We start from the raw sequence: 25,313 nt of genomic DNA, 5'->3' as shown, positions 1-25,313 counted from the left end.
ATCACAGGTGGGATTTTATCCCACCTGTGATTGCCGTATCAAAATAAATAACCGGAAAGGAGAGCCGCGTCATGATACATAAGAAGATCCGTGCGGGGATGGCTCTTGTCCTGAGCTTATGCATGGTGATCCCAAACGCATACGCGCTGTCCGGGGACGAGTCGACCGATCTGGAATATGATGGATATATTGTCAAACTGAAAGACGAGATACCGCAGCAGAGCTTGTATGTACTTGGCGGCGGGGACAGCAGCTCTGAAAGCGGCCTCATCGTAGTGGACAGTTTGGAAGAAGCTCGTGATATCCCGGAAGAGCTGGTGGAGTATATCGAGCCAAACTATCTGGTGGAGCTCTTCACCGAAAATGAGGCCGGGAGACCCGCAGATGGGGACTCTCTCTCCGACGATTCTGCTGTGCCCAACGATCCCTATTACGCCGGCTACCAGTGGAATCTGCAGACGATCAACGCATATGAAGCATATCGGCAGAGTTTGACCGGCAGTGGTGTAAAGGTAGGCTTCGTGGACTCCGGCATCAATATTGAACACGAAGACGTAAACGCCAACAATATCAGCGGAGCGAATTTTAACCAGGACGGGCTTGCATATTATCAGGATACCTACGGACACGGCACCTTTTCCGCGGGTATCGTGGCGGCGCAGACAAACAACAGCCGCGGTATCGCCGGCATTGCGCCGGATGTCGAGCTTCACGCGTACCGCATCTTTTCAACCAAGACCACAACGACAGACGCAGTCGTAGCCGCCATTAAGCAGGCGGTTAAGGACGGCTGCCAGGTTATCAACCTGAGCCTGGGAACCTCGAATTCCTCGACAGCGCTGCGGGACGCGGTTGCGGAAGCGGTCGCTTCCGGCGCGGTCGTTGTGGCGGCCGTCGGCAACGGCGGCAACGCCGTGACGCAGTATCCCGCCGCCTATCCCGGCGTCATTGGCGTCGGATCAGTGGATAAAGGCCTGGAAGTCTCCAGCTTTTCCCAGTGGAATACATCTGTTGACTTTACAGCGCCGGGCGACGGCGTGGCAAGCCTCAGTAATACCGATAACAGCGGCTATAAACTGGACATTACCGCTTCATCCAACCGGGGAACCTCCTTCGCCGCGCCGGTCATCACCGGAATGGCCGCTCTGGCTCTGGGCTATGACAAGGACATCACAGCGGATGGCGTTTTCACCCTGCTGCAGGCCAGCGCCGTGGACAAGGGCGCAGAGGGTTACGACACCAGCTACGGCTACGGTGTTGTGGATGTGGCGATGTTCGTGGAAGAATTGACCAGGGACTACACGATCAGCTATCAACTTGATGGCGGCACGTTTCCGGAATGGGCCGTATCGACTTATAACGTAAAGTCTGACACGGTCACGCTGCCTGCGCCGGAAAAGGCGGATTACCAGTTCGCCGGTTGGTACGTGGACGAGGACTGCACAGGCGATCCCGTAAAGGAGATCCCGGCAGGCTCCGTCGGCGATTTGACCCTCTACGCCGGTTGGCAGACGGACCTGTCTACCGCAGTGGCCTCGGTCTATGTGGACGGTTATGCCGCCAGCCTGCAGGAAGACGGAACCTTCCTCGCCTATTTCCCCTATGGTGCGGATCTCAGCGCCGTCACAGCGGATAATATCGTCGTGACGCCGATGACCTCCACCAGTACGGCGGGCTATCCGCAGCGGTCTGAGGCTGACAGCACCATTTGGCAATTTACCATTCGCAGCGCGGCCCCGGTGGTCGAGAAAACCTATACGATCCGGCTCTCGACTTTCCCGCTGCACGTAAAAGCGGATGCCACCGGGCAGAAAGGAACTGCTGCGCCCGCATCGCTGGACGGAACAAGGTCCGCGGTGAGCTATGAGGTGCAGAATGTTTCTGCCTGGTTCCAGTACGGGGAAGGCGGGCTGCCCGAAGAATTTGCCGCCCTGGCGGAGATGACCGACGGGACAGGGACCCTGAATCTGGAAGGGAACCAACTGACCTACACCCCGGCCGCGGAGGACGCGGGAAAGATCGTGACGCTGACGGTGCGCGGCAGCACAGGGAATGTGTCAACGCCGGATGCTGTCACGGTAGCGATTACAGTTGCCCCGCTGCCCACCAGCAACGCGGTGCTGATAACGAAAACGGAGACCTTTGATCCATACACCCAGGAAACGGCGGAATTTATGCTGACCATGTACGACAATTCCGTAACGGCAGTCAAGGTTGGCGAAATTGCGCTGTCGCCCGAACAATACCGCACAGGGAGCGTCTCAATCGACGGTTCTGCCGCGTTGATTCTGACGCAGGATGGGGTGTCAGCCTTGGCGGACGGCGAGTACACCGTAACGATTTCCTTTGACAAGAGCGCGCCGGTCGTCGGAAAACTGACGGTGGCACGCAGCGAGATCAGCTGCACGGCTGCCTATCGTGCCGCCAGTATGACCCTGACCGACAATATTGCCCTCAACTACAAAGCCACCGTTGTGGTGCCGGAGGATGTCGTCATCCCCTATACTGTGGGTTCTCTGTTCTGGACTACCGAACCCCAGAGCTATACAGTGGAGGATGATCCGCAGCTGCAGATCGAAAAGGATGGCGTGAATTCTGACCTCTACCGCTATGAGGACAATACCGGTTACCATGTCTTTACCTACGACGACATACCAGCCAAGCAGATGAACGATACCATCTACTCTGTTGTCTATGTTCTCATAGACGGTCGGTATTTTTACAGCGATCCGCTGGAGTACAGCGTTGCAAAGTGTGCCATGGCAGTCCTGAACGCTGCCGGCTATTCCGCCGAATTTAAAACACTTGCGGTGGATATGCTCAATTACGGTGCTGCCGCGCAGAGCTATTTTGGGTACCGAACGGATAACTTGGCCAACGGTTCTCTAACCAGTGCGCAGAAGGCGTTGGGGACGAGCAAGAATGTCTCCCTTACCGATGGAAAGACGAAATACGGCACGGATTCTGAAGAAGTGAAATTCTCATCGGTCAGCCTGACGCTGGAGAGTGCGGTATGGCTCAATTACAAAGTGTCTGTGGCACAGCGGGATGGGGCGGTCATTGACAGCGTGGTGCTGCTATATGACGACGAGTTTTCTGGCGTGACAGACTGGGAGACCCGTCGGGAAGCAAATGAACTCAAGACCGCTGCCATGACTCTGGACGGCGCCATATATTCCGGCTCTATTCAGGATATTGTGGCAAAGGAACTGCGAAAACCCTACTATGCGCAGGTTAGGGTGGGATACAGGAATACGGAGAACAATACCGTTACCTATGCGTACAGTTCCGTTCTGAAATTTGCCATATCAGATTTTGCCTACGCAGCTCGTCAGCAGGGCAGCAGCGCGCTGAAGCCGCTTTCAGAAGCGCTGATGCGGTATGGAGATGCGGCTGCCGCCTATTTCAATAGCCTGCATTAACAAAGAAAAGGAGAATGATCTATGAGCTTCTGGAAAAAAATCCTTTGTGCTGTTCTGGCTGTCGGCTTATTGGGGATGGGTACCACCGCACTGGCGGCAGAGAATACCCAGGATAACTATGCTGATGCCCTCCATGAATTGGGACTGTTTCAGGGGACCAACGCGGGATACGAATTAGAGAAGGATCTTCCCCGGGAGCAGGCAATCACACTTGTGGTCCGTTTTCTGGGGGCGGAAAAAGAAGCGTTAGAAAAAAACTATCAGTATCCTTTCGCTGACGTGCCAAACTGGGTCGCTCCCTATGTGGGCTATGCCTATGCAAATTGGATCACCAGCGGCATCAACGTAACAACGTTCGGCACCGGACAGCTGACGACCCAGGCACAATATATTGTTTTCATGCTGCGGGTCCTCGGCTACCAGAGAGGAGAAGATTTCGCCTGGGATGAGGCGAAGGCCTTTGCGGAACAGATAGGGCTTTTGCCCTCTGGCTGGGACAGCGGTGACCATTTTACCAGAGGCGATGCCGCGGAACTGTCCTGGCTGACATTGGGCGTAAAGGTAAAGGGTGGAACAGAAACGCTGGCGGATAAGTTGATCAAAGCCGGGGTGTTTACCGCGGATGAGTACGAGTTTGCTCAACGTGTGGCCGAGGTTGGTCTTGCGGGGGCGCAGGAAGCGGAAAAGCCTCTCCCGGGGAACGATGATAATTCCGGCAGCGGCGGTTCCGGCGGCGGTTCCGGCGGCAGTTCCGGCGGCAGTTCCAGCGGCAGTTCCAGCGGCAGTTCCGGCGGCAGTTCCAGCGGCAGTTCCAGCGGCAGTTCCGGCGGCAGTTCCAGCGGCAGTTCCGGCGGCAGTTCCAGCGGCAGTTCCGGTGGAAACCCCGATACGAATGAAACGGAGGATATCCCTCTTTTCTGACGGTAAATCTTTTTTAGGGCAATACCGCACAGAACAAAGGTGTGCAATATAACCCCCAAAATGGTACAATATGGCTGACAGTCTTTTCTGCGGACATGGGAGCCCAAGGAGGCACTGGTCAGCCAGTTGCTCCCCTAATTGTAGCTGAGGCACGAGATGGAAGGAAGCCCAGCTGGATGCTGGGCTTCCTTCCAAAACTTATTGTAATAGGAGGTACGTGTCAGTTCTTCCGGTGGCAGCACCTCCAATCCGGTAACTGTACCGGAGCAGCCGAAGAACGGCAGCATTTCTGTCAGCCCCTCCAACGCATCTGAAGGCCAGACCGTTACGGTCACTGTCACCTTGGATGATGGTTATGGTGTGCAGACCGTCACAGTGACGGACAAAAAGGGTAATAACATCCCTGTGACGCCTCTTGGCAACAACAAATACAGCTTCACGATGCCTGGCACCGCAGTCACCATCGAGGCCAAACTTTTGCCGCTGAGTGACATCGTAACCTTTACCGATGTTCCCGCCAATGCCTACTATGCGGACGCGGTGACTTGGACGGTACGCAATGGTGTCACAAAGGGCACCACCGAGACCACATTCTCTCCCAATGCAAGCTGCACCCGCGCCCAGGCCGTCACATTCCTGTGGCGTGCTGCCGGCTCTCCCGAGCCCGCATCGACCCGTAATCCTTTCACAGATGTAAAGAGCGATGCGTATTATTACAAGGCCGTCCTGTGGGCCTTGGAGAAGGGGATCACGGTCGGAACCACCGCCACCACCTTCTCCCCCAACAATGACTGCACCCGGGCCCAGATCGTGACGTTCCTGTATCGCTTCCTGGGCGAATAATCCGAAGCTGCCCCAACTGTAAAACGGAGGGCAGCAGGCAAGCGTCTGCCGCCCTCCGCTCATGCACGACCAAAGGGAAAAGCGGCCTTGCAAAGGAGCTGACATGCACGGCGCAAAGTACAAGCAGACCCTTATTTTGACCCTTATTCTGACCCTTACCACGGTAAAACCGGCCAACACGCTCTAACAGCACTTAAAACAATGAAATCTCAAACCCTTTGTGCCGCAGCACTTTGCGGCATTCGGCGGCATCAGATAACACGGTTTAAAATCACGCACAGGCGATTCGAATCCTTCACCCGCTGCCAAAAAAGTCCTGAAACCTCATAGGTTTCAGGACTTTTTTTGTTGTTTGACCCTTTATGAAAGAGAGCATCGTTCCGGCATCACAGAATTACACAGGTGTTGCGCAGGCTGTGCACATTTGCTTTCTCTGCTCCAGTCCGCCTTGTAAGCTTTTGAAGCGCGCATGTGCAAACAGACAAGGTATTTCCGGAACGCCTGCGGGCACAGCTCAGTCCAAAGCAGCATAAGCACTCATAATTTCCTGGATGATCTCCTCCCTGTTCTGCTCATGGGAGTCAAAATACAGGTCGAAACCATCCGGTCTTCCCCACTCCAACCCTGTATAAGAATGATAATACAGCTCCCGCTGTTTATCCGCCTTCCTGACCAGCGCCTCCGCCTTCTTCCGGTCCAGGCCCTCCAGTTTCATTTTCCGCTCCACACGGTCCCTGAAGGGCGCGGCGATAAACACCGTCAGCAGCTTTACACCGCCGGCCTCCTGGAGGATCTGATCGGCACACCGGCCGACGATGACAGCGTCCTCCCGTTGGGCGATGGCCCGAATGACCTCACTTTGCAGCTGATACAAGACTGCCGAAAAGGACCGGCCCTTGGGAACGTGGTGATTCCCTTCGTAGACCGCCTCATACAGCCATGGATTTTCCTGCTTTTCATCGAAGCCCGTCAGCTTTTCGTGATTCAGTTCCCCGTGTGCCGCCGCCAAGGCGATCAGTTCCTTGTCATAACACTTCACGTCCAGCCGGCGGGCGGTCTCCGCCCCGATCTCGTGTCCGCCGCTGCCAAACTGCCGGCCGATGGAAATGATCTTGTGCGCCATTCTTCTCCCTCTCTTTCAAAGCCCCTCCCGCTCTGCCCGCAGGAACGCCTCTTCGATCTGGTTTTCCAACGTCAGCCTCAGGTAGGTCATCATGGTCTCTTCAGAGAGGTCCATATCCCGGCGGACCCACTCCATAACGATGCCGCTGAGGGCCGCAATATAAAAATTGCCCAGAAAGCTCTGGTATTCCTCCGAGATCTGGTGCTTGCCCTTTACATCGGCCAGGAACAGGTCCATCAGGTGCGTGACCTCCTGATAGAACATATTCCGCAGCGCCTCCTGTCCCAAACTGTCCAGGGCGCATTTACACACCGCTTTGTTTTCCCGGATGGTACGGAGAAACAGCTGGAACCCATCCTGCCAGGTAAGGCAGTTGTCGCTCCTGCGGATCAGGGACAGGGCTTCCTCCTGAAACATCCAGGCCAGCAGATCATAAATGTCTTTAAAATGGTAATAGAAGGTGTGCCGGTTCATACCGCAGTCGTCGGCGATCTCCTGAATGGTGATCTTCTGCAGTGGCTTGCGCGCCATCAGCTTTTTCAGGGACTCCGCCATCTGTTTTTTCCGGTTGTAAGACAGCTCTTCCTGCTTCGTATCCACCACCACCTTTTTCCCAATATACCACAGCCTCCCGGAAAAATCACTACACAAACTTCAGGGATCTGTTGGAAATCCTCCGTTTGAAAAGACTGCACAATCCCTCCCAAATGTGTAGTTTTACACATTCGGCGGAAGTTACGGATTGTATTTTCCGGATGCTCCGGCGTATAGTCAGTGCATCATGGACAGGAGGAATTTTGTATATGCAGGATAATGTCTACCGGATCCGGATGCAAAGCCCCATGGGCGTCAAAAAAGGGACGGCGGAGATCCATCTTCAGGGCGGACGCATCATACTGGAGCTTCTGGGCGGTGAGAACCTGTTCACCGGCAGTTTCATACCGGAATATGCATTTCAGATGACCGGCGCCCTGCGGACAGCGGTAAGTGAGGTCCCCGGGGTCCTGAAGGGTACGCTTTCAGAAGCCGGCCTGCGGGCGGTACTCCACACAGAGAAGGGAGACTTTCCCATTGAGGGTGTTTTAAGCGGTCATACGGACGAATGCCTGTGAACCATTGCGCGGAGGAATCTATATGAAGCAAACCAAGCAAAAACCCGGTTTCTTTGTTCACTTGGCCACATGGATCGTAGATAAAAGGAACCTGTTTTTCCTGATCTATAGTGCGGCCATCCTCTTTTCCCTGTTTTCCCGGAACTGGGTGACCGTTAACAACGATATCACCGACTATCTGGCTGAGGACACGGAGACCCGCCAGGGTCTGAGCGTGATGGAGGACCAGTTCACAACCTTTGGCACAGCCCGGGTGATGGTATCCAACATCCCGTATGACCAGGCCCTGCCGCTGGTAGATGCGCTGGAGTCGATTGAGGGCGTCTCCGCCGTGGACTTCGGGGACGAAGATGACGCGGAGGACCGCTCCGACCACTACCGCGAGTCCGCCGCCCTGTTCGACGTGACCTTCGAGGGCGAGGAGGATGACCCCGTCAGTCTTGCCGCCATGGAGGCGCTCAGGGAGACTCTGTCCGGTTATGACGTCTCCATCTCCAGCACGGTGGGTGAGAGCCAGTCTGCCACCCTGGCATCGGAGACGCAGGTCATCATGGGCATTGCCGCAGTGGTCATTGTCCCGGTGCTGCTGTTGACCTCCAAGACTTACGGTGAGGTCCCGGTGATGCTGCTGACGTTCCTCTCAGCCATGCTGCTGAACATGGGTACCAACTTCATCTTCGGGGAGATTTCCTTTGTCTCCAACTCGATTGCCCCGGTGCTGCAACTGGCTCTGGCCATCGACTACGCCATCATCCTCTGCCACCGCTTCAGCGAGGAACGGGAGCATGCTCCCGCCCGGGAGGCCTGTATTCTGGCGCTGAGCAAGGCCATCCCTGAGATCTCCTCCAGCTGTCTGACTACGCTGGCCGGTTTGGCAGCCATGATGTTCATGGAATTCCGCATTGGCTTCGACATGGGTATGGTGCTCATCAAGTCCATCCTGTTCAGCATCCTGACGGTATTTACCCTGATGCCGGGGCTTTTGATGCTTTTCAGCAGGCTTATTGACCGGACCCACCACCGAAACTTCGTGCCGAAGATCACCATCTGGGGACGGTTTGTTACCAAGCTGAAATGGCTCGTACCACCCATTTTTGCCTGTGTGCTGGTAGGCGCCTTTTTCCTGTCCAGCCAGTGTCCCTACGGTTACGGATCCAGTCTGATCAAAACAGAGAAGCAGAGCGATTCCAAATTGCAGCAAGACGCCATTGACGCCCGCTTCGGCACTCAGAACGTCATGGCGGTCATTGTCCCAGCCGGTGATTATGCCGCCGAGGGCCGCCTGCTGGCCGCCCTGGAAGCGCTGGACGAGGTGGATACGGCCGCAGGCCTGGCCAACGTGGAGATTGAGGACGAGGACTACGTGCTCACCGACCGGCTGACGCCCCGTCAGTTCTCCGAGCTGGTAGATATGGATATTGAGATGGTCCGCCTGCTCTATACCGCCTACGCCGCCGATCTGGAGGAATACGGCCGCATCGTCAACAACATCGATAACTACAGTGTCTCTATCCTGGATATGTTCCTGTTTCTCTATGACCGGGTGGACGAGGGCTACGTCACTTTGGACAGTGAGGACCAGGCAGACCTGGACGACATGCACGGGCAGATCACCGACGCACTGGCCCAGCTTCAGGGTGCGGATTATTCCCGAATGGTCCTGAAGGTGGACCTGCCGGAGGAGGGTGAAGAGACCTTCGCCTTTCTGGACCATCTCCATGAGGTCGTGGGCCGGTACTATGCGCCCGGCACTTTTTACATCACCGGCGACTCCACCAGCGACTACGACCTGGCCGCCTCCTTCGTCAATGACAACGTGCTCATCAGCGTGCTGTCCATCCTGTTCGTAATCATCGTGCTGCTGTTCACCTTCCAGTCGGTGGGCCTTCCCATCCTGCTGATCCTGGTCATCCAGGGCAGCATCTGGATCAATTTCGCCGTACCCGCCATCCGGGGCACTTACATCTTCTTTATGAGCTACCTGGTGGTCAGTTCCATCCAGATGGGCGCCAATATCGACTATGCCATCGTCATCTCTTCCCGCTATCAGGAGCTCAAGCGGACCATGCCGCCCCGGGAGGCCATGATCGAGACACTGAATCTGGCCTTCCCAACGGTACTTACTTCCGGCACCATCATGGCATGCGCCGGCACATTGATTGCCAAATTGACGTCCGACACCTCCATCTACGGCGTGGGCGACTGCATTGGCCGGGGCACCATCATCTCCATGATACTGGTGATGGGCGTGCTGCCGGAGATCTTGCTGCTGGGTGATGCCATCGTCGAACGGACGGCATTCAACATCAAATATCCGGCGCTGACCCAGACCTCCAGTGCCAGCGGAAAAGTTTACCTGGACGGCAGAGTCAGGGGCACCATCTCCGGCAGGATCGACGTGGAGGTCCACGGCGTTCTGGAGGGCGACGTGACGGCAGTGGTCAATGTCCGCCGGGCCTCGCCGCTCCGGCAGGAAGAGGAGGGACAGGAAAGATGAAAACGCATAAACGCAGTATCCGGCTGTTGTCCGCAGCCCTCGCCTTCCTGCTGATCTTGTCCCTGGTCCTGCCGTATGCCGCGCTGGCCGCGGAAAGTCCGGTCATTTCCATCCGAAGCGCAGAGGATCTGATCCGCCTCGCCCAAAACTGTACACTGGACACCTGGTCACGGGGAAAGACCGTGACGCTGGAGGCGGACATTGACCTGAGTGGTACAGATCTTTCCCCCATTCCCACCTTCGGCGGCACCTTTGAGGGCAACGGCCACACCATTTCCGGTCTGTCCCTGCAGTCGGGAGCCTCTTACCAGGGACTGTTCCGCTATATTCAGGAGGGCGCGGTGGTCCGTGACCTCCATGTGGCCGGTACTGTGTCCGCAGTGGGAGAGCAGACCTGCGTGGGCGGCATTGCAGGGAGCAACAAGGGGACGCTTCTGGACTGCTCCTTTCAGGGTACCGTGGAAGGCAAGCGCCAGGTGGGCGGGATCGCCGGCATCAATGAGGCCGCGGGCTCCATTTACCGCTGTACGGCAGAGGGCTCCGTCACCGGCGGGACAGGCACCGGCGGCATCGCCGGGCATAACGCCGGCACCATCACCGGCTGTACCAACAAAAGCGCGGTCAATACCGTACACCAGGAAAAAGAACAGAGCCTGGAGGACGGTTTCAGCAGCCTGAACCGTGAGGAGGTCCTGGACACCACCACGGACACTGGCGGGATCGCGGGCTTTTCCAACGGCGTGGTGCGCAGCTGCCGGAACACAGGCACTATCGGCTATCCCCATGTGGGCTACAATGTAGGCGGTGTGGCGGGCCGTTCTTCCGGATACCTGGAAAACTGTGTGAATACCGGGATCGTGAAGGGACGCAAGGACGTAGGGGGGATCGCCGGGCAGATCGCCCCCGATATCCGGCTCATTTTCAGCCCGGATACCATTGATGAACTGAAGGATGAGCTGGACCGCCTCAGCAGCATGGTGGATGACGCCCTCGACCACACGGAAGGCAGTAAGAACACCCTTTCAGACCGGCTGGACCGGCTCTCCGACTACACCCGGTCCGCCACAGACAGCGCCTCCGACCTGGCTGATATCATGAGCACCTGGGCCGACAGCAGCATCGACACTGTCAACGACGCCTCCAACACATTGGCGGATACCCTGGACCAGCTGGGGGAGATCACCTCCAACGCCGAAGATATCCTGGACACCATGGCTGACGGGATGGACGTGCTGGAGGACAGCCTGGACCAGATGTCCGCAGCCATGGGGCGCGGAGCGGACGGGCTGGACACCCTGTCCGAGGCCACAGACCGCTTTCGCAGCGGACTCCGGCAGGCCCGCAGCGCTTTTGAAGACATCCGGCAGGCCGCCAGGGGCCTGTCCAACGCCCTGGTCGTGGAGGATCAGGAAGCGGCCGAGCGGGCCCTGCAGATACTCAAAGGAGGGGCACAGGACCTCTCTGCCGCCCTGGATGACTGCAGTGAGGCCGTGGAGGAATTATGCCGCCTTCTGGAGGAGGGGGAATGGGACCCCAGTGAGCTCCCCGGCTATCTGACCGCCTGCCTCTACCTGCTCAGGGACAGTTTTGACGCCGCCGCCGCCACGGCAGCCACGCTGGTCGAGAGTATCGCCGCCGCGCTGGACAGCGTCAGCCTGGACTGGGGCGCGGTACAGCAGAGCATCCGGCGTACCGTCCAGGCACTGGGGGAGTTTTCCAGCTTCTGCGACACCATGGACAGCTCCATGGAGAAACTGCGGGACGCTCTCTCCCAGTTTGCAGACATGTCCGTCGGCATGGAGGACGCCATGTCCACGCTGTCCGACGCCATGGACCTCTTTGAGGAGGGTACCCGGGAGCTGGGCAACACCGCCGACGAGATCCACAGCCTGTTTGACGACCTCTCCAGCCGTGATCCGGTGGAGTTTGACAAGCTGGGGGATGATTTTCACCAGGCAGAGGACGGTCTCCACAGCGCGGTGACCGGCATCAGCGACCAGATGGACCTGCTGCGGGATGAGATGGATGCCTCCGGCGATACCCTCTCCGGCGACATCCGTGACCTGGGAGATCAGTTCCAGCTCATCGCCGATCTGCTTCTGGACGCCTTCTCTGACGCCAGAGACACTGACTCCGGTGAACTGTGGAGCGACGTCTCTGCGGAGCGTATCAGCAGCACCACACTGGGAAAGGCCCGGGGCTGCGCCAATCTGGGCGCTGTGGAGGGTGACCTGAACGTGGGCGGCATTACCGGCGCCATGGCTGTCGAGCATGATTTTGACCCGGAGGACGATATCACCGAGGTAGGTGAGAAATCCTTCGACTTCCGCTATGAGACCCGGGCTATCCTGCAGGAGTGCGTCAACCACGGCCCGGTCACCGCCAAAAAGGATGCGGCAGGCGGCGCAGTGGGCCGCATGGACTTGGGCTATGTGCTGGGCTGCGAAAACTACGGCTTTATTCAAAGCACCGATGGGGATTATGTGGGCGGCATCGCCGGTACCTCCAGATCCATCATCCGGAGCTGCTGGTCCAAGTCCACCCTGTCGGGCGGCAGCTACGTAGGCGGCATCGCAGGCTATGGCTGTGAGATCTACCAATGCGTCAGTCTGACATCAGTAGAGGACTCCGAGGGCTATACCGGCTCTGTGGCCGGCGAATGGGACCGGGAGAACGGCGCTATTTCCGCAAACCGGTTTGTGGAAGGTCCCCTGGCCGGCGTGGATGGCATCAGCTATGCCGGTCAGGCCGAGCCGGTGGCCTATGCGGACCTGATCCAGGAAGAAAACGTTCCCTCCCCTTTCCACAGTTTTACCCTGACCTACATGGTGGAAGACGAGATCATGGAGACCGTCCATTTCTCCTACGGCGATGCGCTCTCTACCCGTGAAGCCCCGGAAGTTCCCGATAAAGAGGGATATTACGGTGTCTGGGAGGATATCGGAGAGACGCATATCACCATCGACCATGTGATCAATGCGGTCTATACGCCCTGTCTGACCACGCTGGCCAGTGACGCCATGCGCGACAGCGCACATGCGGTCCTGCTGGTGGAAGGTGTGTTTGACGGCCGCGCAGCTCTGCGGGCAGAACCTGTCGCTCAAACAGAAGAGTTGGAGCAGTGGTCCGTCACACTGACGGGAACAAATGACGCGCAGACGCATACCGTCCGCTTCACGCCTCCGGCGCAGTGGCGGAAGTTCTCCCTCTCTCTGCGGACGGAGGAGGGCAGCACACCGCTTCAGTGGGATCAGGACGGGAGCTGCTGCGTATTCACAGCCGCCGGGACCAGCTTTACCCTTGAGGCGTCGCGGCAGAGGATCTCCTCCCCCTTCCTGTGGCCTGTCCTGGCCATCGGAAGCTGTGCCGCAGCCATGGCTATGGTCTGCTTTTTCGTGATTCGGAAGCGGAGATTGAAAAAAACACACCGGGCCGCTGCAGCGCATAAATAAGAGAAAACGTATATACGCGTACTGAAAACCATACGAAAGCACATGGAGCCGGGCCCCGATGGGCCCGGCTCCATGTGCTTTCCGGCCCAGGCGGCCGCTCACAGAACGATCCGCAGCGGCAGCACATCATAACGCGGCCAAGGAACCTCTGATCGTCAGCGTCTCCCCCTTGCCCTTTCCAGCCCTGCGTGGTATCATCCAGATAAGGAACGATAGCTTTTGCCCAACGTCTGTTGGCGCCGGCGGCGAGTCGCCGCCGGAACGCGTTTTCCCGCCGTATTCGCTGCGCTCAGCAGAAGCTGCTTGCAGTATTCCAGCACACTGCGTGTGCTCTTCAAATACTGCGGCGCACTTCCGCATACACATGGTATCGTTCCGCAGCAGGAAGGGAGGAGAGCAGAATATGATCGTATACCGGGAGCTCTCCTCCCTGGAAAAAGACCTGGGCGTCCCCGCCAGGACGCTTTATGCCGTCAGCAACCGGCTCAGCCGCCACTACCGCACCGTGTCCATCCCCAAGAGCGGCGGCGGGGAACGGCACCTGTCCGTTCCCGACCCGGTGCTCCGGCAGATCCAGCGCCGTATTGCTCAGCAGCTGCTGGCCTACATGCCGGTGTCAGGCCACGCCACGGCCTACCGCCCCGGTGGCTCCGCCCTGCGCAACGCCCGGCCCCACGCCGGCGCGCCCATGCTGCTCCGGTTGGACATCCGGGATTTCTTCAGCAGTGTCCTCTATTCCACGGTGAAGGAGCGGGCCTTTCCGTCCTCCATTTACGCGGAACCCCTCCGGGTCCTGCTGCCCATGCTCTGCTATTATCAGGACGGCCTTCCCCAGGGGGCACCCACCTCCCCCGCCATCGCCAACATCATCCTGTACGATTTTGACCGCGCCGTGGGCCGCTGGTGCGGGGAGCACGGCGTCGTCTACACCCGCTACTGCGACGATATGGCCTTCTCCGGCCGCTTTGACCCGGACCAGGTCATCCGTATGGTCCGGGACCGGCTGCGGGAGCTGGGCCTGTTCCTCAACGACGGCAAGACCAGGCTCATGTATCCCGGCCGGCGGCAGACGGTCACCGGTGTCGTGGTCAACCAGGCCCCTGCCGTCCCTGTGGAATACCGGCGGGCCCTCCGCCAGGAGCTGTACTTCTGCCGCCGGTTCGGCGTGGAGGAACACCTCCGCCGCCGGGGCGTCTCCGACCCGCCGCAGGTCTATCTGACCCGGCTGCTGGGCCGGGTGAACTACGTGCTGCAGATCACGCCGGACCGCCGGGAGATGCTGGAATACCAGGATTGGCTGCGCTTGGCCCTGACAGAGAAAAAGAACGGCAATTTTTGTGAAAAAGAATAATAAAAAAGCAGATTGACAAAAAGTTTTTTAGGTATTATACTAGAATCAGAAAGAGGAAGCTTTCACTTTCACAAGTACATATGAGTCAGAGCTTATATAAGCCCATAATAGGGTTGGGCGTCTCTACCGGCTACCGGAAATAGCCGCGCTATAAGTTCCCGGGACGGAGCTTGGGAATTTATTGCGCGGCTGGGACGGTAGCTTTTTCTTTGCCGCCGGAGGAGCCCCGCTCTCCCCCGGGTCCCGCAGGAGCCAGCGGCCGGCCGTGGCGGGCGGGAACCCCTCATGCCCGGAGACCGGCCCCACGGAAAGGAGGATGCTATGAAATCTGACTCGTTTATCCTGAAAGGGGATATCTGTTACAGCAGCAGTCCCCAGTCCCTGCAGACGGTCCCCGGCGGCTATCTGCTCTGTCTGGAGGGGCGGTGCGCCGGTGTTTCAGAGGAACTTCCCCAGGGCTATGACCGCCTCCCCCTGCTGGACTGCACCGGAAAGCTGGTAACGCCGGGACTCACCGACCTCCATGTTCATGCCCCTCAGTACACCTTCCGGGGCCTGGGCATGGACATGGAGCTGCTGGACTGGCTGAATACCCACACCTTCCCGGAGGAGGCCAAATACCGGGACCTGGAGTACGCCCGCGCCGCCTATACCCGGTTCGTGGAGGACGTGCGGCGGGGTCCCAACACCCGGCTGTGCGTCTTTGCCACCCTCCACACCCCGGCCACGCTGCTGCTCATGGAGCTGCTGGAGGAGGCGGGCCTTTCCGCCATGGTTGGCCGGGTGAACATGGACCGCAACAGCTCTCCAGACCTGCAGGAGGAGAGCGCTGAAGCCGCTGTCCGGGACACCCGGGCGTGGCTGGCAGCGGCGGAAGGCCGTTTCCGCCGGGTGACCCCCATCCTCACCCCCCGGTTCATCCCCTCCTGCAGCGACGCTTTGATGAAAGAGCTGGGCCGCCTCCAGCAGGAGACCGGCCTCCCCGTCCAGTCCCACCTGTCTGAGAACCCCAGCGAGGTGGCCTGGGTGCGGGAGCTGTGCCCCTCCGCCGCAGGCTACGGCGACGCCTATGCCTCCTTCGGCCTCTTCGGCGGGGAGGGCTGCCCTACCATCATGGCCCACTGCGTTTACTGCGACGACGCTGAGATCGCCCTCATGCGGGAGCGGCAGGTATACGTGGCCCACTGCCCGGCCTCCAACACCAACCTGTCCTCCGGCGTGGCCCCGGTGCGGCGCTACCTGGAGGAGGGTATCCCCGTGGGCCTGGGCAGCGATGTGGCAGGCGGCACCCACTGCTCCATCTTCCGGGCCATGGCCGATGCCATCCAGGTCTCCAAGCTGCGCTGGCGGCTCCTTGACCCCTCCCTGGCGCCCCTGACCGCCGCCGAGGCCTTCTGGCTGGGCACGGCGGGCGGCGGCTCCTTCTTCGGCAAGGCCGGCTCCTTTGCCCCGGGCTACCGGTGCGACGTACTGGTCATCGACGACAGCCGCTATGATCCCGCCGGCGCCCTTCCCCTCCAGCAGCGTCTGGAGCGTACCATTTACCTGTCCGAGGACAGGGACATCCTCCACAAATTCGTGGACGGTGTCCAGCTCTTCTAGTTCATTTCAGCAGCATCCCAGCCACCGCACTCATCCCTGCCGCTTCTGTTATTCAATGATTGGAGAAAGAGAGGTATTATCATGAGTCGCAACCTGGATCAACTGTTTCACCTGACCGAACGGGGAACCGATGTCAAGACCGAGGTCATCGCCGGCATCACCACCTTTATGACCATGGCTTACATCCTGGCCGTCAATCCCAACATCCTCAGCGCCTCCGGCATGGACCGGGGCGCCATCTTCACCGCCACCTGCCTGGCCTCCCTCATCGCCACGGTGCTGATGGCCCTGCTGTCCAACTACCCCTTCGTTCTCTCCGCAGGCATGGGCCTGAACGCCTACTTTGCCTTTACCGTGGTGGGCCAGATGGGCTATTCCTGGCAGATGGCCCTGGCCGCCGTCTTTGTGGAGGGCGTGATCTTTATCCTGCTCTCCCTGACCAATGTCCGCGAGGCCATCTTCAACGCCATCCCCACCCCGCTCAAACACGCAGTCTCTGCCGGTATCGGACTCTTCATTGCCTTCATTGGCATGCAGAACTCCCATCTGGTAGTGAATAACGACTCCACCCTGATCTCCGTGTTCTCCATGAAGGGCTCCCTGGCGGCCGGCACATTCCGGACCGAGGGCATTACCGTCATTCTGACCCTGATCGGCGTGCTCATCACCGCGCTGCTCATCGTGAAGAAGGTCAAGGGCAACATCCTCATCGGTATTCTGGCCACCTGGCTTCTGGGCATCCTCTGCCAGCTCACGGGCCTCTATGTGCCGGACAACACGGCTTTCTTCAGCCTGCTGCCCGACTTCTCCGCCGGCATCCACGTGCCCAGCATCGCCCCCACCCTGATGCAGATGGACTTCTCCCGTGTATTCTCTCCCGAGTTCCTGGTGGTCATTTTCGCCTTCCTGTTTGTGGACCTCTTCGATACTCTGGGCACCCTCATCGGCGTGGCCTCCAAGGCCGATATGCTGGATAAGGACGGCAAGCTGCCCCGGATCCGCGGCGCCCTGCTGGCCGACGCGGTGGGCACTACCGCCGGCGCCGCCCTGGGTACCTCCACCATCACCACCTTCGTGGAAAGCGCCTCCGGCGTGGCCGAGGGCGGCCGCACCGGCCTGACCGGCCTGGTATCCGCTGCACTCTTTGGCCTGGCCCTGTTCTTCTCCCCCATCTTCCTGGCCATTCCCTCCTTCGCCACCGCTCCCGCCCTGATCGTGGTGGGCTTCCTGATGGTCAGCTCCATCCTGAAGGTGGACTTCAACGACCCCGCCCAGGCTATCCCCGCTTTTATCTGCATGATCTGCATGCCCTTCATGTACTCCATCTCCGAGGGCATTGCCATGGGCGTCATCTCCTACGTGATCATCAACATGTTCTCCGGCGCCGAGAAGCGCCGCACCATCAGCCCGCTGATGTACGTGCTGGCCATCCTCTTTGTTGCCAAGTACTTTGTTCTCTGATGCCGATGGGGCCGGGGGCGGCGCTGTCCGTCCCCGGCCGCGGACCTTCCGGTCCGCCGTTTTCGCCGGCGGCCCCTCCGGGCCGTCAGCGAAAGCGAATTTCCCACCCCATTTCACAGACCCACTCTGAAAGGAGCGATACCATATGGCAGTTGGTAAATCCGTCCTCCGGGTGGACGCCCGGGACAAGGTCACCGGCAGCGCCAAGTACACCTCCGATCTGGAGCCCCGCGAGTTTCTGGTAGCCAAAGTCGTACACAGCACCATTGCCTCCGGCGTGGTGAAGGCCTTCCATCTGGAGGAGGCTCTGGCCGTCCCCGGCGTGGTCAAGATCGTTACCTGCTTCGACGTGCCCGATGTCCAGTTCCCCACCCCCGGCCATCCCTGGTCCGTGGAAAAGGCCCACCAGGATGTGGCCGACCGCAAACTGCTCAACCGCCGGGTGCGGTTCTACGGCGACGACATCGCCGCTATCGTGGCAGAGGACAATGTGGCCGCCGACCGGGCCGCCCGCCTCATCAAGGTGGATTATGAGACCTATGAGCCCTACGTCACGGTGGAGCAGGCCACCGCCCCCGGCGCCATCCCCGTCCATGAGGAGAAGCCGGACAACATCCTGGCCCACTCCGGCTTCCGGCTGGGCGATATGGGCTATGAGGAGGCCGCCGCCTCTGAGGAGGGCCTGGTCACCGTCAGCAAAACCTACCGCACCCAGACCGTCCAGCACTCCCACATCGAGCTGCCCAACTCCTTCGCCTGGCAGGCCGACGGGAAGATCAACGTGGTCACCTCCACCCAGATCCCCCACATCGTCCGCCGGGTCATCGGCCAGGCCACCGGAGTGCCCTGGGGCAGCATCCGGGTCATCAAGCCCTACATCGGCGGCGGCTTCGGCAACAAGCAGGACGTGCTCTATGAGCCCCTGAATGTCTGGCTCTCCCTCCAGGTGGGGGGCCGCCCGGTGAAGCTGGATATCTCCCGTGAGGAGACCTTCGCCTCCACCCGGGTCCGCCACGCCATCACCTTCCATGTTTCCGGCGCCGTCCGGCCCGACGGCCGCATCGTGGCCCGGAAGTGCCAGGCCCTGTCCAACCAGGGCGGTTATGCCTCCCACGGCCACGCCATCGTGGCCAACGCCATCAACGGCTTCAAGCAGCTCTACCGGGATGAGAAGGCCCTGGAGTGTGAGGCCAGCACGGTGTACACCAACATCGCCGTGGGCGGCGCCATGCGGGGCTACGGCATCCCCCAGTCCTGCTTTGCCACCGAGTGTCTCTCCGACGATCTGGCCCGTGCCATCGGCATGGACCCGCTGGAGTTCCGCCTGAAAAACTGCATGGAGAGCGGCTATGAGGATCCCCATACCCACGTGAAGTTCAACAGCTACGGCTTGAAGGCCGCCATCGAAAAGGGCCGTGAGATCATCGGCTGGGACGCGCTGCGGGAGAAGTACCGGGATCAGACCGGCCCCATCCGCCGGGGCGTGGGCATGTCCATCTTCTGCTACAAGACCGGCGTACATCCCATCTCGCTGGAGACCGCCTCCTGCCGCATGGTGCTCCATCAGGACGGCTCGGTCCAGGTCCAGATGGGCGCCACCGAGATCGGCCAGGGCGCGGACACCGTCTTTTCCCAGATGGCCAGCGAGGCCACCGGCATTTCCCTGGAAAAGATCCACATTTCCACCGTCCAGGACACCGATATCACTCCATTTGACACCGGCGCCTACGCCTCCCGCCAGACCTATGTCAGCGGCATGGCCGTGAAAAAGACCGGCGCGTCCCTCAAGCGGAAGATCCTGGACTACGCCGCCTACGTCCTGCGTTACCCGGTGGAGAACCTGGACCTCCGGGAGGACCAGATCGTGGATACCGTCACGGGAGCGGTCCTCCGCCCGGTGGCCGACGTGGCGGTGGAGGCCTTCTACAGCCTGGACCGCTCGGTCCACATCACCGCGGAGGAGACCTCCCACTGCAAGATCAACACCTTTGCCAGCGGCTGCTGCTTTGCCGAGGTGGAGGTGGATATCCCCCTGGGCAAGGTGAAGGTCCTCAACATCGTCAACGTCCACGACTCGGGCACCCTCATCAATCCCCAGCTGGCCGCGGCCCAGGTCCACGGCGGCATGAGCATGGGACTGGGCTACGCCCTGAGCGAGGAGCTGCTCTTCGACGCCAAGGGCAAACCTTTGAACAACAACTTGCTGGACTACAAGCTCCCCACGGCCATGGATACCCCCGACCTGCAGGCCGCCTTTGTAGAGGTGCCCGACCCCACCGGTCCCTACGGGAACAAGGCTCTGGGCGAGCCCCCCGCCATCCCCGGCGCGCCGGCCATCCGCAACGCGGTGCTCCACGCCACCGGCGTGGCCATCGACAGTCTGCCCCTCAGCCCCCAGAAGCTGGTGGAGGCCTTTGCCGCCGCCGGGCTCATCGACTAAAGGAGGGTCATCTGTATGTATGATATTGAACGGTATTATCAGGCCTCCGGCGTGGCCGACGCCGTTGCCGCCCTGGGCCGTGACCCGGAAGCCCAGCTCATCGCCGGCGGCACCGACGTGCTCATCCAGACCCGGGAGGGCCGCCGGGCAGGCTGCCATCTGGTGAGCCTCCACGGTCTGGAGGAACTGCGGCAGATCCGTGTGGAGGAGGACGGCGCCATCGTCATCGGCTCGGGCTGCACCTTCTCCGAGATCACCAACTCCCCCCTACTCCGTCCCCGGATCAACATGCTCTGCCAGGCGGTGGACCAGGTGGGCAGCCCCCAGATCCGCAACATGGGCACCATCGGCGGCAACGTGTGCAACGGCGTCACCAGCGCCGACAGCGCCCCCTCCCTCATGGCCCTCAACGCCGTGATGGAGCTTCAGGGCCCCGACGGGAAGCGGCGGGTGCCCATCTCGGAGTGGTACGCCGGCCCGGGCAGGACCGTCCGGCAGCACGACGAGGTCCTCACCGCCGTGCGCATCGCCCCGGAAAACTATCAGGGCTACAGCGGCCACTACATCAAGTACGGCAAGCGGGAGGCCATGGAAATCTCCACCCTGGGCTGCGCCGTCCTTCTCAAGCTCTCGGCCGATCAGACTACGGTGGAGGATATCCGCATCGCTTTCGGCGTAGCGGCCCCCACCCCGGTCCGCTGCCCCAAAACCGAGGCCCTGGTCACCGGCCGCGCCCTCAGCGCCGAACTGGTGAAGGAACTGGGAGAGAGCGTCCTCACCGAGATCAACCCCAGAGACAGCTGGCGGGCCTCCCGTGCCTTCCGGCTGCAGATCGCCAGGGAGATCAGCCGCCGGGCCTTCCTCCAGGCGGTCCAGTTTGCGGGAGGTGACATCCATGCTTAGCATCATCCATGTGAAGGTCAACGGAAAAGAAGAGGAGCTGGCGGTGGATACCCGGGAGTGTCTGACCGACACCCTGCGGGACCGGCTGGGCCTCACCAGCGTGAAAAAGGGCTGCGAGGTGGGCGAGTGCGGCGCCTGCACCGTCCTGGTGGACGGAAAGGCCGTCAACTCCTGCTGCTACCTCAGCGTCTGGGCCGACGGCCGCAGCGTCCTCACCGTGGAGGGCATCAAGGGCCCCAACGGCGAGCTCTCCCCCATCCAGACCGCCTTTATCGAGGAGGCCGCCGTCCAGTGCGGCTTCTGCACCCCCGGCCTTATCATGACCGCGGTGGAGATCGTGGGCACCAACAAGCAGTATAACCGGGACGAGCTGCGCAAGCTCATCTCGGGCCACCTGTGCCGCTGCACCGGCTATGAGAACATCCTCAACGCCATGGAGCGCATCGTGGCGGAAAACCTGGCGCGTCAGAACAAGCTGAACTGACCGGAGCCGCGGGGGACCATCCGGTCCTCCGCGGCTTTCACCATGCTGGAAAGGAGCACTGTCATGCAAAACGTCTACTGCCGCACTCCCCTCTGGGAGGCCACCCGAACCCTGGCCGCCGTGGCCCAGGGTTCCGCACCGGCCGAGCTGGTCATCCGCAACGCCACCCTGGTCAACGTGTGCACCGGCGAGCTACAGGAGCACACCGACGTAGCCTGTGCCATGGGCCGCATCGCCTATGTAGGTCCTGACGCCTCCCACTGCATCGGACCGGATACCGGCGTGACCGACGCCGGCGGCGCCTACCTGGCGCCCGGCCTTCTGGACGGGCACATTCACATTGAGTCCTCCATGATGACCCCCCGGAACTTCGCCCGGGCCGTCCTGCCCCACGGCACCACCGGCGTCTACCACGACCCCCACGAGATCTGCAACGTGCTGGGGCCCCGTGGCGTGGAGTTCATGATGGAGGACGCCGCCGCCACCCCCCTCAAGGCCATGCTCACCATGCCCTCCTGCGTCCCCGCCGTCCCCGGCTTTGAGGATACCGGCGGCTTCGTGGGCCCCGCCGAGGTGGCCGCCTCCATGGCCGACGGGCGCACCGTGGGCCTGGGCGAGATGATGAACTACCCCGGCATCCTCTCCGGTTCCGACCACGCCCACGACATTGTGGGTGAGACTCTGAAAGCGGGCAAGACCGTCACCGGCCACTACTCGGTGCCCGAGACTGACCGGGGCCTCAACGCCTATATCGCCTCCGGCATCCGCTGCTGCCATGAGTCCACCCGGGCGGAGGACGCCCTGGCCAAGATGCGTCTGGGCATGTACGCCATGCTGCGGGAGGGCTCCGGCTGGCGGGACCTGCACGAGGTCATCCGCTCGGTGACCGAGCACCGGGTGGACCGGCGCTTCGCCGTCCTCATCACCGACGATGCCCATCCCCACACCCTGATGGAGGAGGGCCATCTGGACCGGCTCCTCCGCCGGGCGGTGCAGGAGGGTCTGGACCCGGTGTCCGCCATCCAGATGGTGACTATCAACTGCGCCCAGTGCTTCCAGATGGACCACGAGCTGGGCTCGGTCACCCCAGGCAAATGCGCCGACATGGTGCTCTTCGCCGACCTGAAGGACTTTGTGGTCCAAAAAGTCTTTGTGGACGGCGTACTGGTGGCCCGGGACGGCGCCCTCGCCGCCCCCATCCCCGAGGGGGACTGTCCCGACTGGGCCCGTTCCACCGTCCGGCTCAGCCCGGTGAAGCCGGAGGACTTCCGCTTTGCCGCCCCCTCTGACGCACCCCAGCGGGTGCGGGCCATCGGCGTCATGGGCGGCAAGGTGCCCGACGTGGAGCGCATCGTCACCCTCACCCCCAGAGACGGCGCTCTGGAGGCCGATCCCGCCCAGGACATCCTCAAGGCGGTGGTCTTTGAGCGGCACAAGGGCACCGGCACCAGGGGCATGGGCTTTGTCCACGGCTTCGGCATCTCCGGCGGGGCCATGGCCTCCACCGTGGCCCACGACGCCCACAATCTGCTGGTGGTGGGCTCCAACGACGCCGACATGGCCCTGGCCGCCAACACCCTCATCGCCTCCCAGGGCGGCATGTGCGTGGTGAAGGACGGCAAGGTCCTGGGCCACATCCCGCTGCCCATCGCCGGGCTCATGGGCGAGGGCGCCCCGGAGGAGATGGCCGCTCTGGCCGACGCTCTGGGCCGGGCCTGGACCGGGATCGGATGCACCCTTCCCTCCCCCTTCATGACCATGGCCCTCATCCCCCTGGCCTGCATCCCCGACCTGCGTCTGACCAACCGCGGCCTGGTGGACTGCCGTACCTATACCATGACCTCCGTTTTGGCGGATGAGACATAAGTAAAAACGGAATAAAACAAGACCGCGGCGGACGTAAACGTCTGCCGCGGTCTGTTTTGTGTCGTTCAATTGGCGGGGCACAGGGCCTCGGCGATGTTGAGCATGTGGTCCAGCATCCGCTCGATATCGGTCAGGATCTCACTGTAGAGGATGCTCAGCTCGGGGTCCACGTTTCCGCTGCGCATCCGGCGGATCTGGGCAGCCCGGTACTGGCGGTTCTTGTCATCGCTGTCGGCCTCCAGGATCGTTACGGTATCCAGCGCCCGCTGGCGGTTGTTCTCGTCTTCAAAGTCGATGGCCAGCAGGGCATGGGTGGCCAGGATGCGCAGATTCTCCAGCTCCCGCATGGTCTCATCGTCCATGTGGATGTGGCGCTTCTTCAGCGGCTCCAGATACTCGGCCATATTCATGGCGTGGTCACCGATGCGCTCGATGTTTCCGCAGACGATGAGCAGGCGGTTGAAGTGCTCCGAGTCGGCCTCCGACATCTCGTGGGTGGCCATGTGGCCGATGACCCGGGTGATCTCCGCATTATAGAGGTCGATATCCTCCTCCTGCCGGGCGACTTTACGCAGCTTCTCGGTATCCCGGCCGATGAGGGCGTCGAACGCCAGCTCCACGTTCTCCCGGGCCAGGGCAAACATGGCGGCCTCCTGCTTCTGCAGCTCAGACAGGGCGATAGCGGTGGAACCCATGCGGTGCTCGTCTACAAACACCATGCTGGAATCCCGGCTGTCTTTTCCCTCCCGTTCAGGCAGCAGGCGGCAGGCCAGGTCGGCCAGCCGGTCACCGAAGGGCAGCAGTATCAGAGTAGTGACGATATTGAATACGGTGTGGGTAGCAGCGATCTGGCCGGGCACACTGCCGGGCAGCAGGCTCTGCACCACTTCCACAAAGGGCGTCAGCAGGCAGATGGCGGTAAAGATGGCAGCACCGATAACGTTGAACATCAGGTGGATCAGGGTGGCGCGCTTGGCCTCCCGGTTGCCGCCCAGTGAGGCGATAAACGCGGTGATGCAGGTGCCGATATTCTGGCCGAAGAGGACAAAGACCGCGTTCTCCAGGCCGATGACGCCGCTGAGGGCCAGGGCCTGGAGAATGCCGATGCTGGCCGAGGAGCTCTGGACCAGAGCAGTGAAGAGCGCGCCGGCCAGGATGCCCAGCACCGGATTGGTGAAGCGGGTGAGCAGCTGCACGAAGGGCTCATAGTCCCGCAGAGGGGACATGGAGGAGCTCATCAGCTCCATGCCGATGAAAAGGATGCCCAGGCCGGCCACGATCTGGCCGATGCAGTTGACCTTCTGCTTTTTCACCATGGTCATGAGCACCACGCCCACAAAGGCCAGCAGCGGTGCGATCAGCCCCACGTCCAGAGCGATGAGCAGCCCGGTGACGGTGGTGCCGATGTTGGCGCCCATGATGACGCCCACTGCCTGGCGCAGGGTCATCAGCCCTGAATTGACGAAGCCCACCACCATCACTGTGGTGGCCGAGGAGCTCTGGATAACAGCGGTGATGCCCGCGCCCACCAGCATGCCCAGTACGCGGTTAGAGGTCAGCTTCTCCAAAATGGATTTCAGCCGGTCACCGGCGGCGATCTCCAATCCCTCGCTCATGATGTTCATGCCGTAGAGGAACAGGGCAAGTCCGCCGAACAGCATAAAGATGTCTTCCAGTCGCATGGCTTGATCTCCTTTTGCGGCACACGCCGCTCTCATTTCTATCCTTTTACTTTCTATGCGATATTATGACAAAACTTTTCGTGCTCTTCAAGACAGCCCCGAAAGACCTTACAGAGATTTTACACAATCTTTACAAAGTCTCTTCCCTGTCTCC

At 60.6% G+C, this 25,313-nt stretch carries 16 protein-coding genes and 1 riboswitch; of the genes, 13 read left to right on the top strand and 3 right to left on the bottom strand.

The features are described 5' to 3' along the window. Positions 1–71 precede the first annotated feature (71 nt). The 3 genes from ACTNBZ_RS02950 (at position 72) to ACTNBZ_RS02940 (ending at position 5,186) form a co-directional block, all read left to right on the top strand. On the top strand, positions 72–3,422 hold the full coding sequence (locus tag ACTNBZ_RS02950) for a S8 family peptidase (RefSeq protein WP_441208152.1): 3,351 nt from the start codon (positions 72–74) through the stop codon (positions 3,420–3,422). A gap of 21 nt (positions 3,423–3,443) precedes the next feature. Further along, positions 3,444–4,343 (top strand): hypothetical protein, encoded by a 900-nt coding sequence (locus ACTNBZ_RS02945; protein ID WP_441208151.1) that lies wholly within the window; start codon positions 3,444–3,446, stop codon positions 4,341–4,343. Between the two features lie 285 nt (positions 4,344–4,628). Beyond that, entirely contained in the window at positions 4,629–5,186 is a 558-nt protein-coding gene (locus ACTNBZ_RS02940) for an S-layer homology domain-containing protein (RefSeq protein ID WP_441208162.1), read from the top strand. Between the two features lie 514 nt (positions 5,187–5,700). Here ACTNBZ_RS02940 and ACTNBZ_RS02935 read toward each other — a convergent pair. Together ACTNBZ_RS02935 and ACTNBZ_RS02930 are read right to left on the bottom strand one after the other, a co-directional pair. Continuing rightward, positions 5,701–6,309, bottom strand: coding sequence for an AAA family ATPase (locus tag ACTNBZ_RS02935; protein ID WP_441208150.1), 609 nt, complete (start codon positions 6,307–6,309; stop codon positions 5,701–5,703). A gap of 15 nt (positions 6,310–6,324) precedes the next feature. Then, positions 6,325–6,909, bottom strand: a complete 585-nt coding sequence (locus tag ACTNBZ_RS02930) for a TetR/AcrR family transcriptional regulator C-terminal domain-containing protein (protein WP_441208149.1) — start codon at positions 6,907–6,909, stop codon at positions 6,325–6,327. Between the two features lie 203 nt (positions 6,910–7,112). Here ACTNBZ_RS02930 and ACTNBZ_RS02925 point away from each other — a divergent pair, with 203 nt between their 5' ends. The 10 genes from ACTNBZ_RS02925 to ade all read left to right on the top strand — a co-directional run bounded on the left by ACTNBZ_RS02925 (position 7,113) and on the right by ade (position 23,477). Continuing rightward, on the top strand, positions 7,113–7,421 hold the full coding sequence (locus ACTNBZ_RS02925) for a hypothetical protein (protein WP_441208148.1): 309 nt from the start codon (positions 7,113–7,115) through the stop codon (positions 7,419–7,421). A 22-nt stretch (positions 7,422–7,443) separates the two neighbouring features. Next, positions 7,444–9,918 carry an efflux RND transporter permease subunit gene (locus ACTNBZ_RS02920; RefSeq protein ID WP_441208147.1) on the top strand — a complete coding sequence of 825 codons (2,475 nt, stop codon included), beginning with the start codon at positions 7,444–7,446 and terminating at the stop codon, positions 9,916–9,918. Continuing rightward, on the top strand, positions 9,915–13,370 hold the full coding sequence (locus ACTNBZ_RS02915; protein ID WP_441208146.1) for a GLUG motif-containing protein: 3,456 nt from the start codon (positions 9,915–9,917) through the stop codon (positions 13,368–13,370). The genes ACTNBZ_RS02920 and ACTNBZ_RS02915 overlap by 4 nt, the downstream gene beginning before the upstream one ends. Before the next feature lie 403 nt (positions 13,371–13,773). After that, on the top strand, positions 13,774–14,721 hold the full coding sequence (locus ACTNBZ_RS02910; RefSeq protein WP_441208145.1) for a reverse transcriptase family protein: 948 nt from the start codon (positions 13,774–13,776) through the stop codon (positions 14,719–14,721). Positions 14,722–14,793: 72 nt separating this feature from the next. After that, positions 14,794–14,892: riboswitch (purine riboswitch) on the top strand. 150 nt (positions 14,893–15,042) lie between these two features. Continuing rightward, entirely contained in the window at positions 15,043–16,323 is a 1,281-nt protein-coding gene (locus tag ACTNBZ_RS02905) for an amidohydrolase family protein (RefSeq protein ID WP_441208144.1), read from the top strand. A gap of 81 nt (positions 16,324–16,404) precedes the next feature. Continuing rightward, complete coding sequence (locus tag ACTNBZ_RS02900; RefSeq protein ID WP_441208142.1) at positions 16,405–17,784, top strand: NCS2 family permease; 1,380 nt, start codon at positions 16,405–16,407, stop codon at positions 17,782–17,784. A gap of 145 nt (positions 17,785–17,929) precedes the next feature. Beyond that, on the top strand, positions 17,930–20,224 hold the full coding sequence (xdhA, locus tag ACTNBZ_RS02895; protein ID WP_441208141.1) for a xanthine dehydrogenase subunit XdhA: 2,295 nt from the start codon (positions 17,930–17,932) through the stop codon (positions 20,222–20,224). Positions 20,225–20,239: 15 nt separating this feature from the next. Then, positions 20,240–21,127, top strand: coding sequence for a xanthine dehydrogenase subunit XdhB (gene xdhB, locus ACTNBZ_RS02890; protein WP_441208140.1), 888 nt, complete (start codon positions 20,240–20,242; stop codon positions 21,125–21,127). After that, positions 21,120–21,611, top strand: a complete 492-nt coding sequence (xdhC, locus tag ACTNBZ_RS02885) for a xanthine dehydrogenase subunit XdhC (RefSeq protein ID WP_441208139.1) — start codon at positions 21,120–21,122, stop codon at positions 21,609–21,611. Before xdhB ends, xdhC begins: the two co-directional genes overlap by 8 nt. A 63-nt stretch (positions 21,612–21,674) precedes the next feature. Further along, on the top strand, positions 21,675–23,477 hold the full coding sequence (gene ade / locus ACTNBZ_RS02880) for an adenine deaminase (RefSeq protein ID WP_441208137.1): 1,803 nt from the start codon (positions 21,675–21,677) through the stop codon (positions 23,475–23,477). Between the two features lie 65 nt (positions 23,478–23,542). On the opposite strand, the gene ACTNBZ_RS02875 is transcribed toward ade, so the two are convergent. Beyond that, positions 23,543–25,159, bottom strand: coding sequence for a Na/Pi cotransporter family protein (locus ACTNBZ_RS02875; RefSeq protein ID WP_441208136.1), 1,617 nt, complete (start codon positions 25,157–25,159; stop codon positions 23,543–23,545). Positions 25,160–25,313: the final 154 nt, after the last annotated feature.

Origin of the sequence: Pseudoflavonifractor sp. HCP28S3_F10 (assembly GCF_052065415.1) — a bacterium.
GTDB lineage: Bacteria > Bacillota > Clostridia > Oscillospirales > Oscillospiraceae > Pseudoflavonifractor_A.
The sequence above is the reverse complement of the archived record's forward strand: the minus strand, read 5'-3'. Positions and strand labels throughout refer to the sequence as shown.

What these genes read in the sequence shown, in the direction of transcription:
- ACTNBZ_RS02950 (WP_441208152.1), top strand. Translation starts at nt 72, where the DNA reads ATGATACATAAGAAGATCCGTGCGGGGATGGCTCTTGTCCTGAGCTTA.
- ACTNBZ_RS02945 (WP_441208151.1), top strand. Translation starts at nt 3,444, where the DNA reads ATGAGCTTCTGGAAAAAAATCCTTTGTGCTGTTCTGGCTGTCGGCTTA.
- ACTNBZ_RS02935 (WP_441208150.1), bottom strand. Translation starts at nt 6,309, where the DNA reads ATGGCGCACAAGATCATTTCCATCGGCCGGCAGTTTGGCAGCGGCGGA.
- ACTNBZ_RS02925 (WP_441208148.1), top strand. Translation starts at nt 7,113, where the DNA reads ATGCAGGATAATGTCTACCGGATCCGGATGCAAAGCCCCATGGGCGTC.
- ACTNBZ_RS02920 (WP_441208147.1), top strand. Translation starts at nt 7,444, where the DNA reads ATGAAGCAAACCAAGCAAAAACCCGGTTTCTTTGTTCACTTGGCCACA.
- ACTNBZ_RS02915 (WP_441208146.1), top strand. Translation starts at nt 9,915, where the DNA reads ATGAAAACGCATAAACGCAGTATCCGGCTGTTGTCCGCAGCCCTCGCC.
- ACTNBZ_RS02910 (WP_441208145.1), top strand. Translation starts at nt 13,774, where the DNA reads ATGATCGTATACCGGGAGCTCTCCTCCCTGGAAAAAGACCTGGGCGTC.
- ACTNBZ_RS02905 (WP_441208144.1), top strand. Translation starts at nt 15,043, where the DNA reads ATGAAATCTGACTCGTTTATCCTGAAAGGGGATATCTGTTACAGCAGC.
- ACTNBZ_RS02900 (WP_441208142.1), top strand. Translation starts at nt 16,405, where the DNA reads ATGAGTCGCAACCTGGATCAACTGTTTCACCTGACCGAACGGGGAACC.
- xdhA (WP_441208141.1), top strand. Translation starts at nt 17,930, where the DNA reads ATGGCAGTTGGTAAATCCGTCCTCCGGGTGGACGCCCGGGACAAGGTC.
- xdhB (WP_441208140.1), top strand. Translation starts at nt 20,240, where the DNA reads ATGTATGATATTGAACGGTATTATCAGGCCTCCGGCGTGGCCGACGCC.
- xdhC (WP_441208139.1), top strand. Translation starts at nt 21,120, where the DNA reads ATGCTTAGCATCATCCATGTGAAGGTCAACGGAAAAGAAGAGGAGCTG.
- ade (WP_441208137.1), top strand. Translation starts at nt 21,675, where the DNA reads ATGCAAAACGTCTACTGCCGCACTCCCCTCTGGGAGGCCACCCGAACC.
- ACTNBZ_RS02875 (WP_441208136.1), bottom strand. Translation starts at nt 25,159, where the DNA reads ATGCGACTGGAAGACATCTTTATGCTGTTCGGCGGACTTGCCCTGTTC.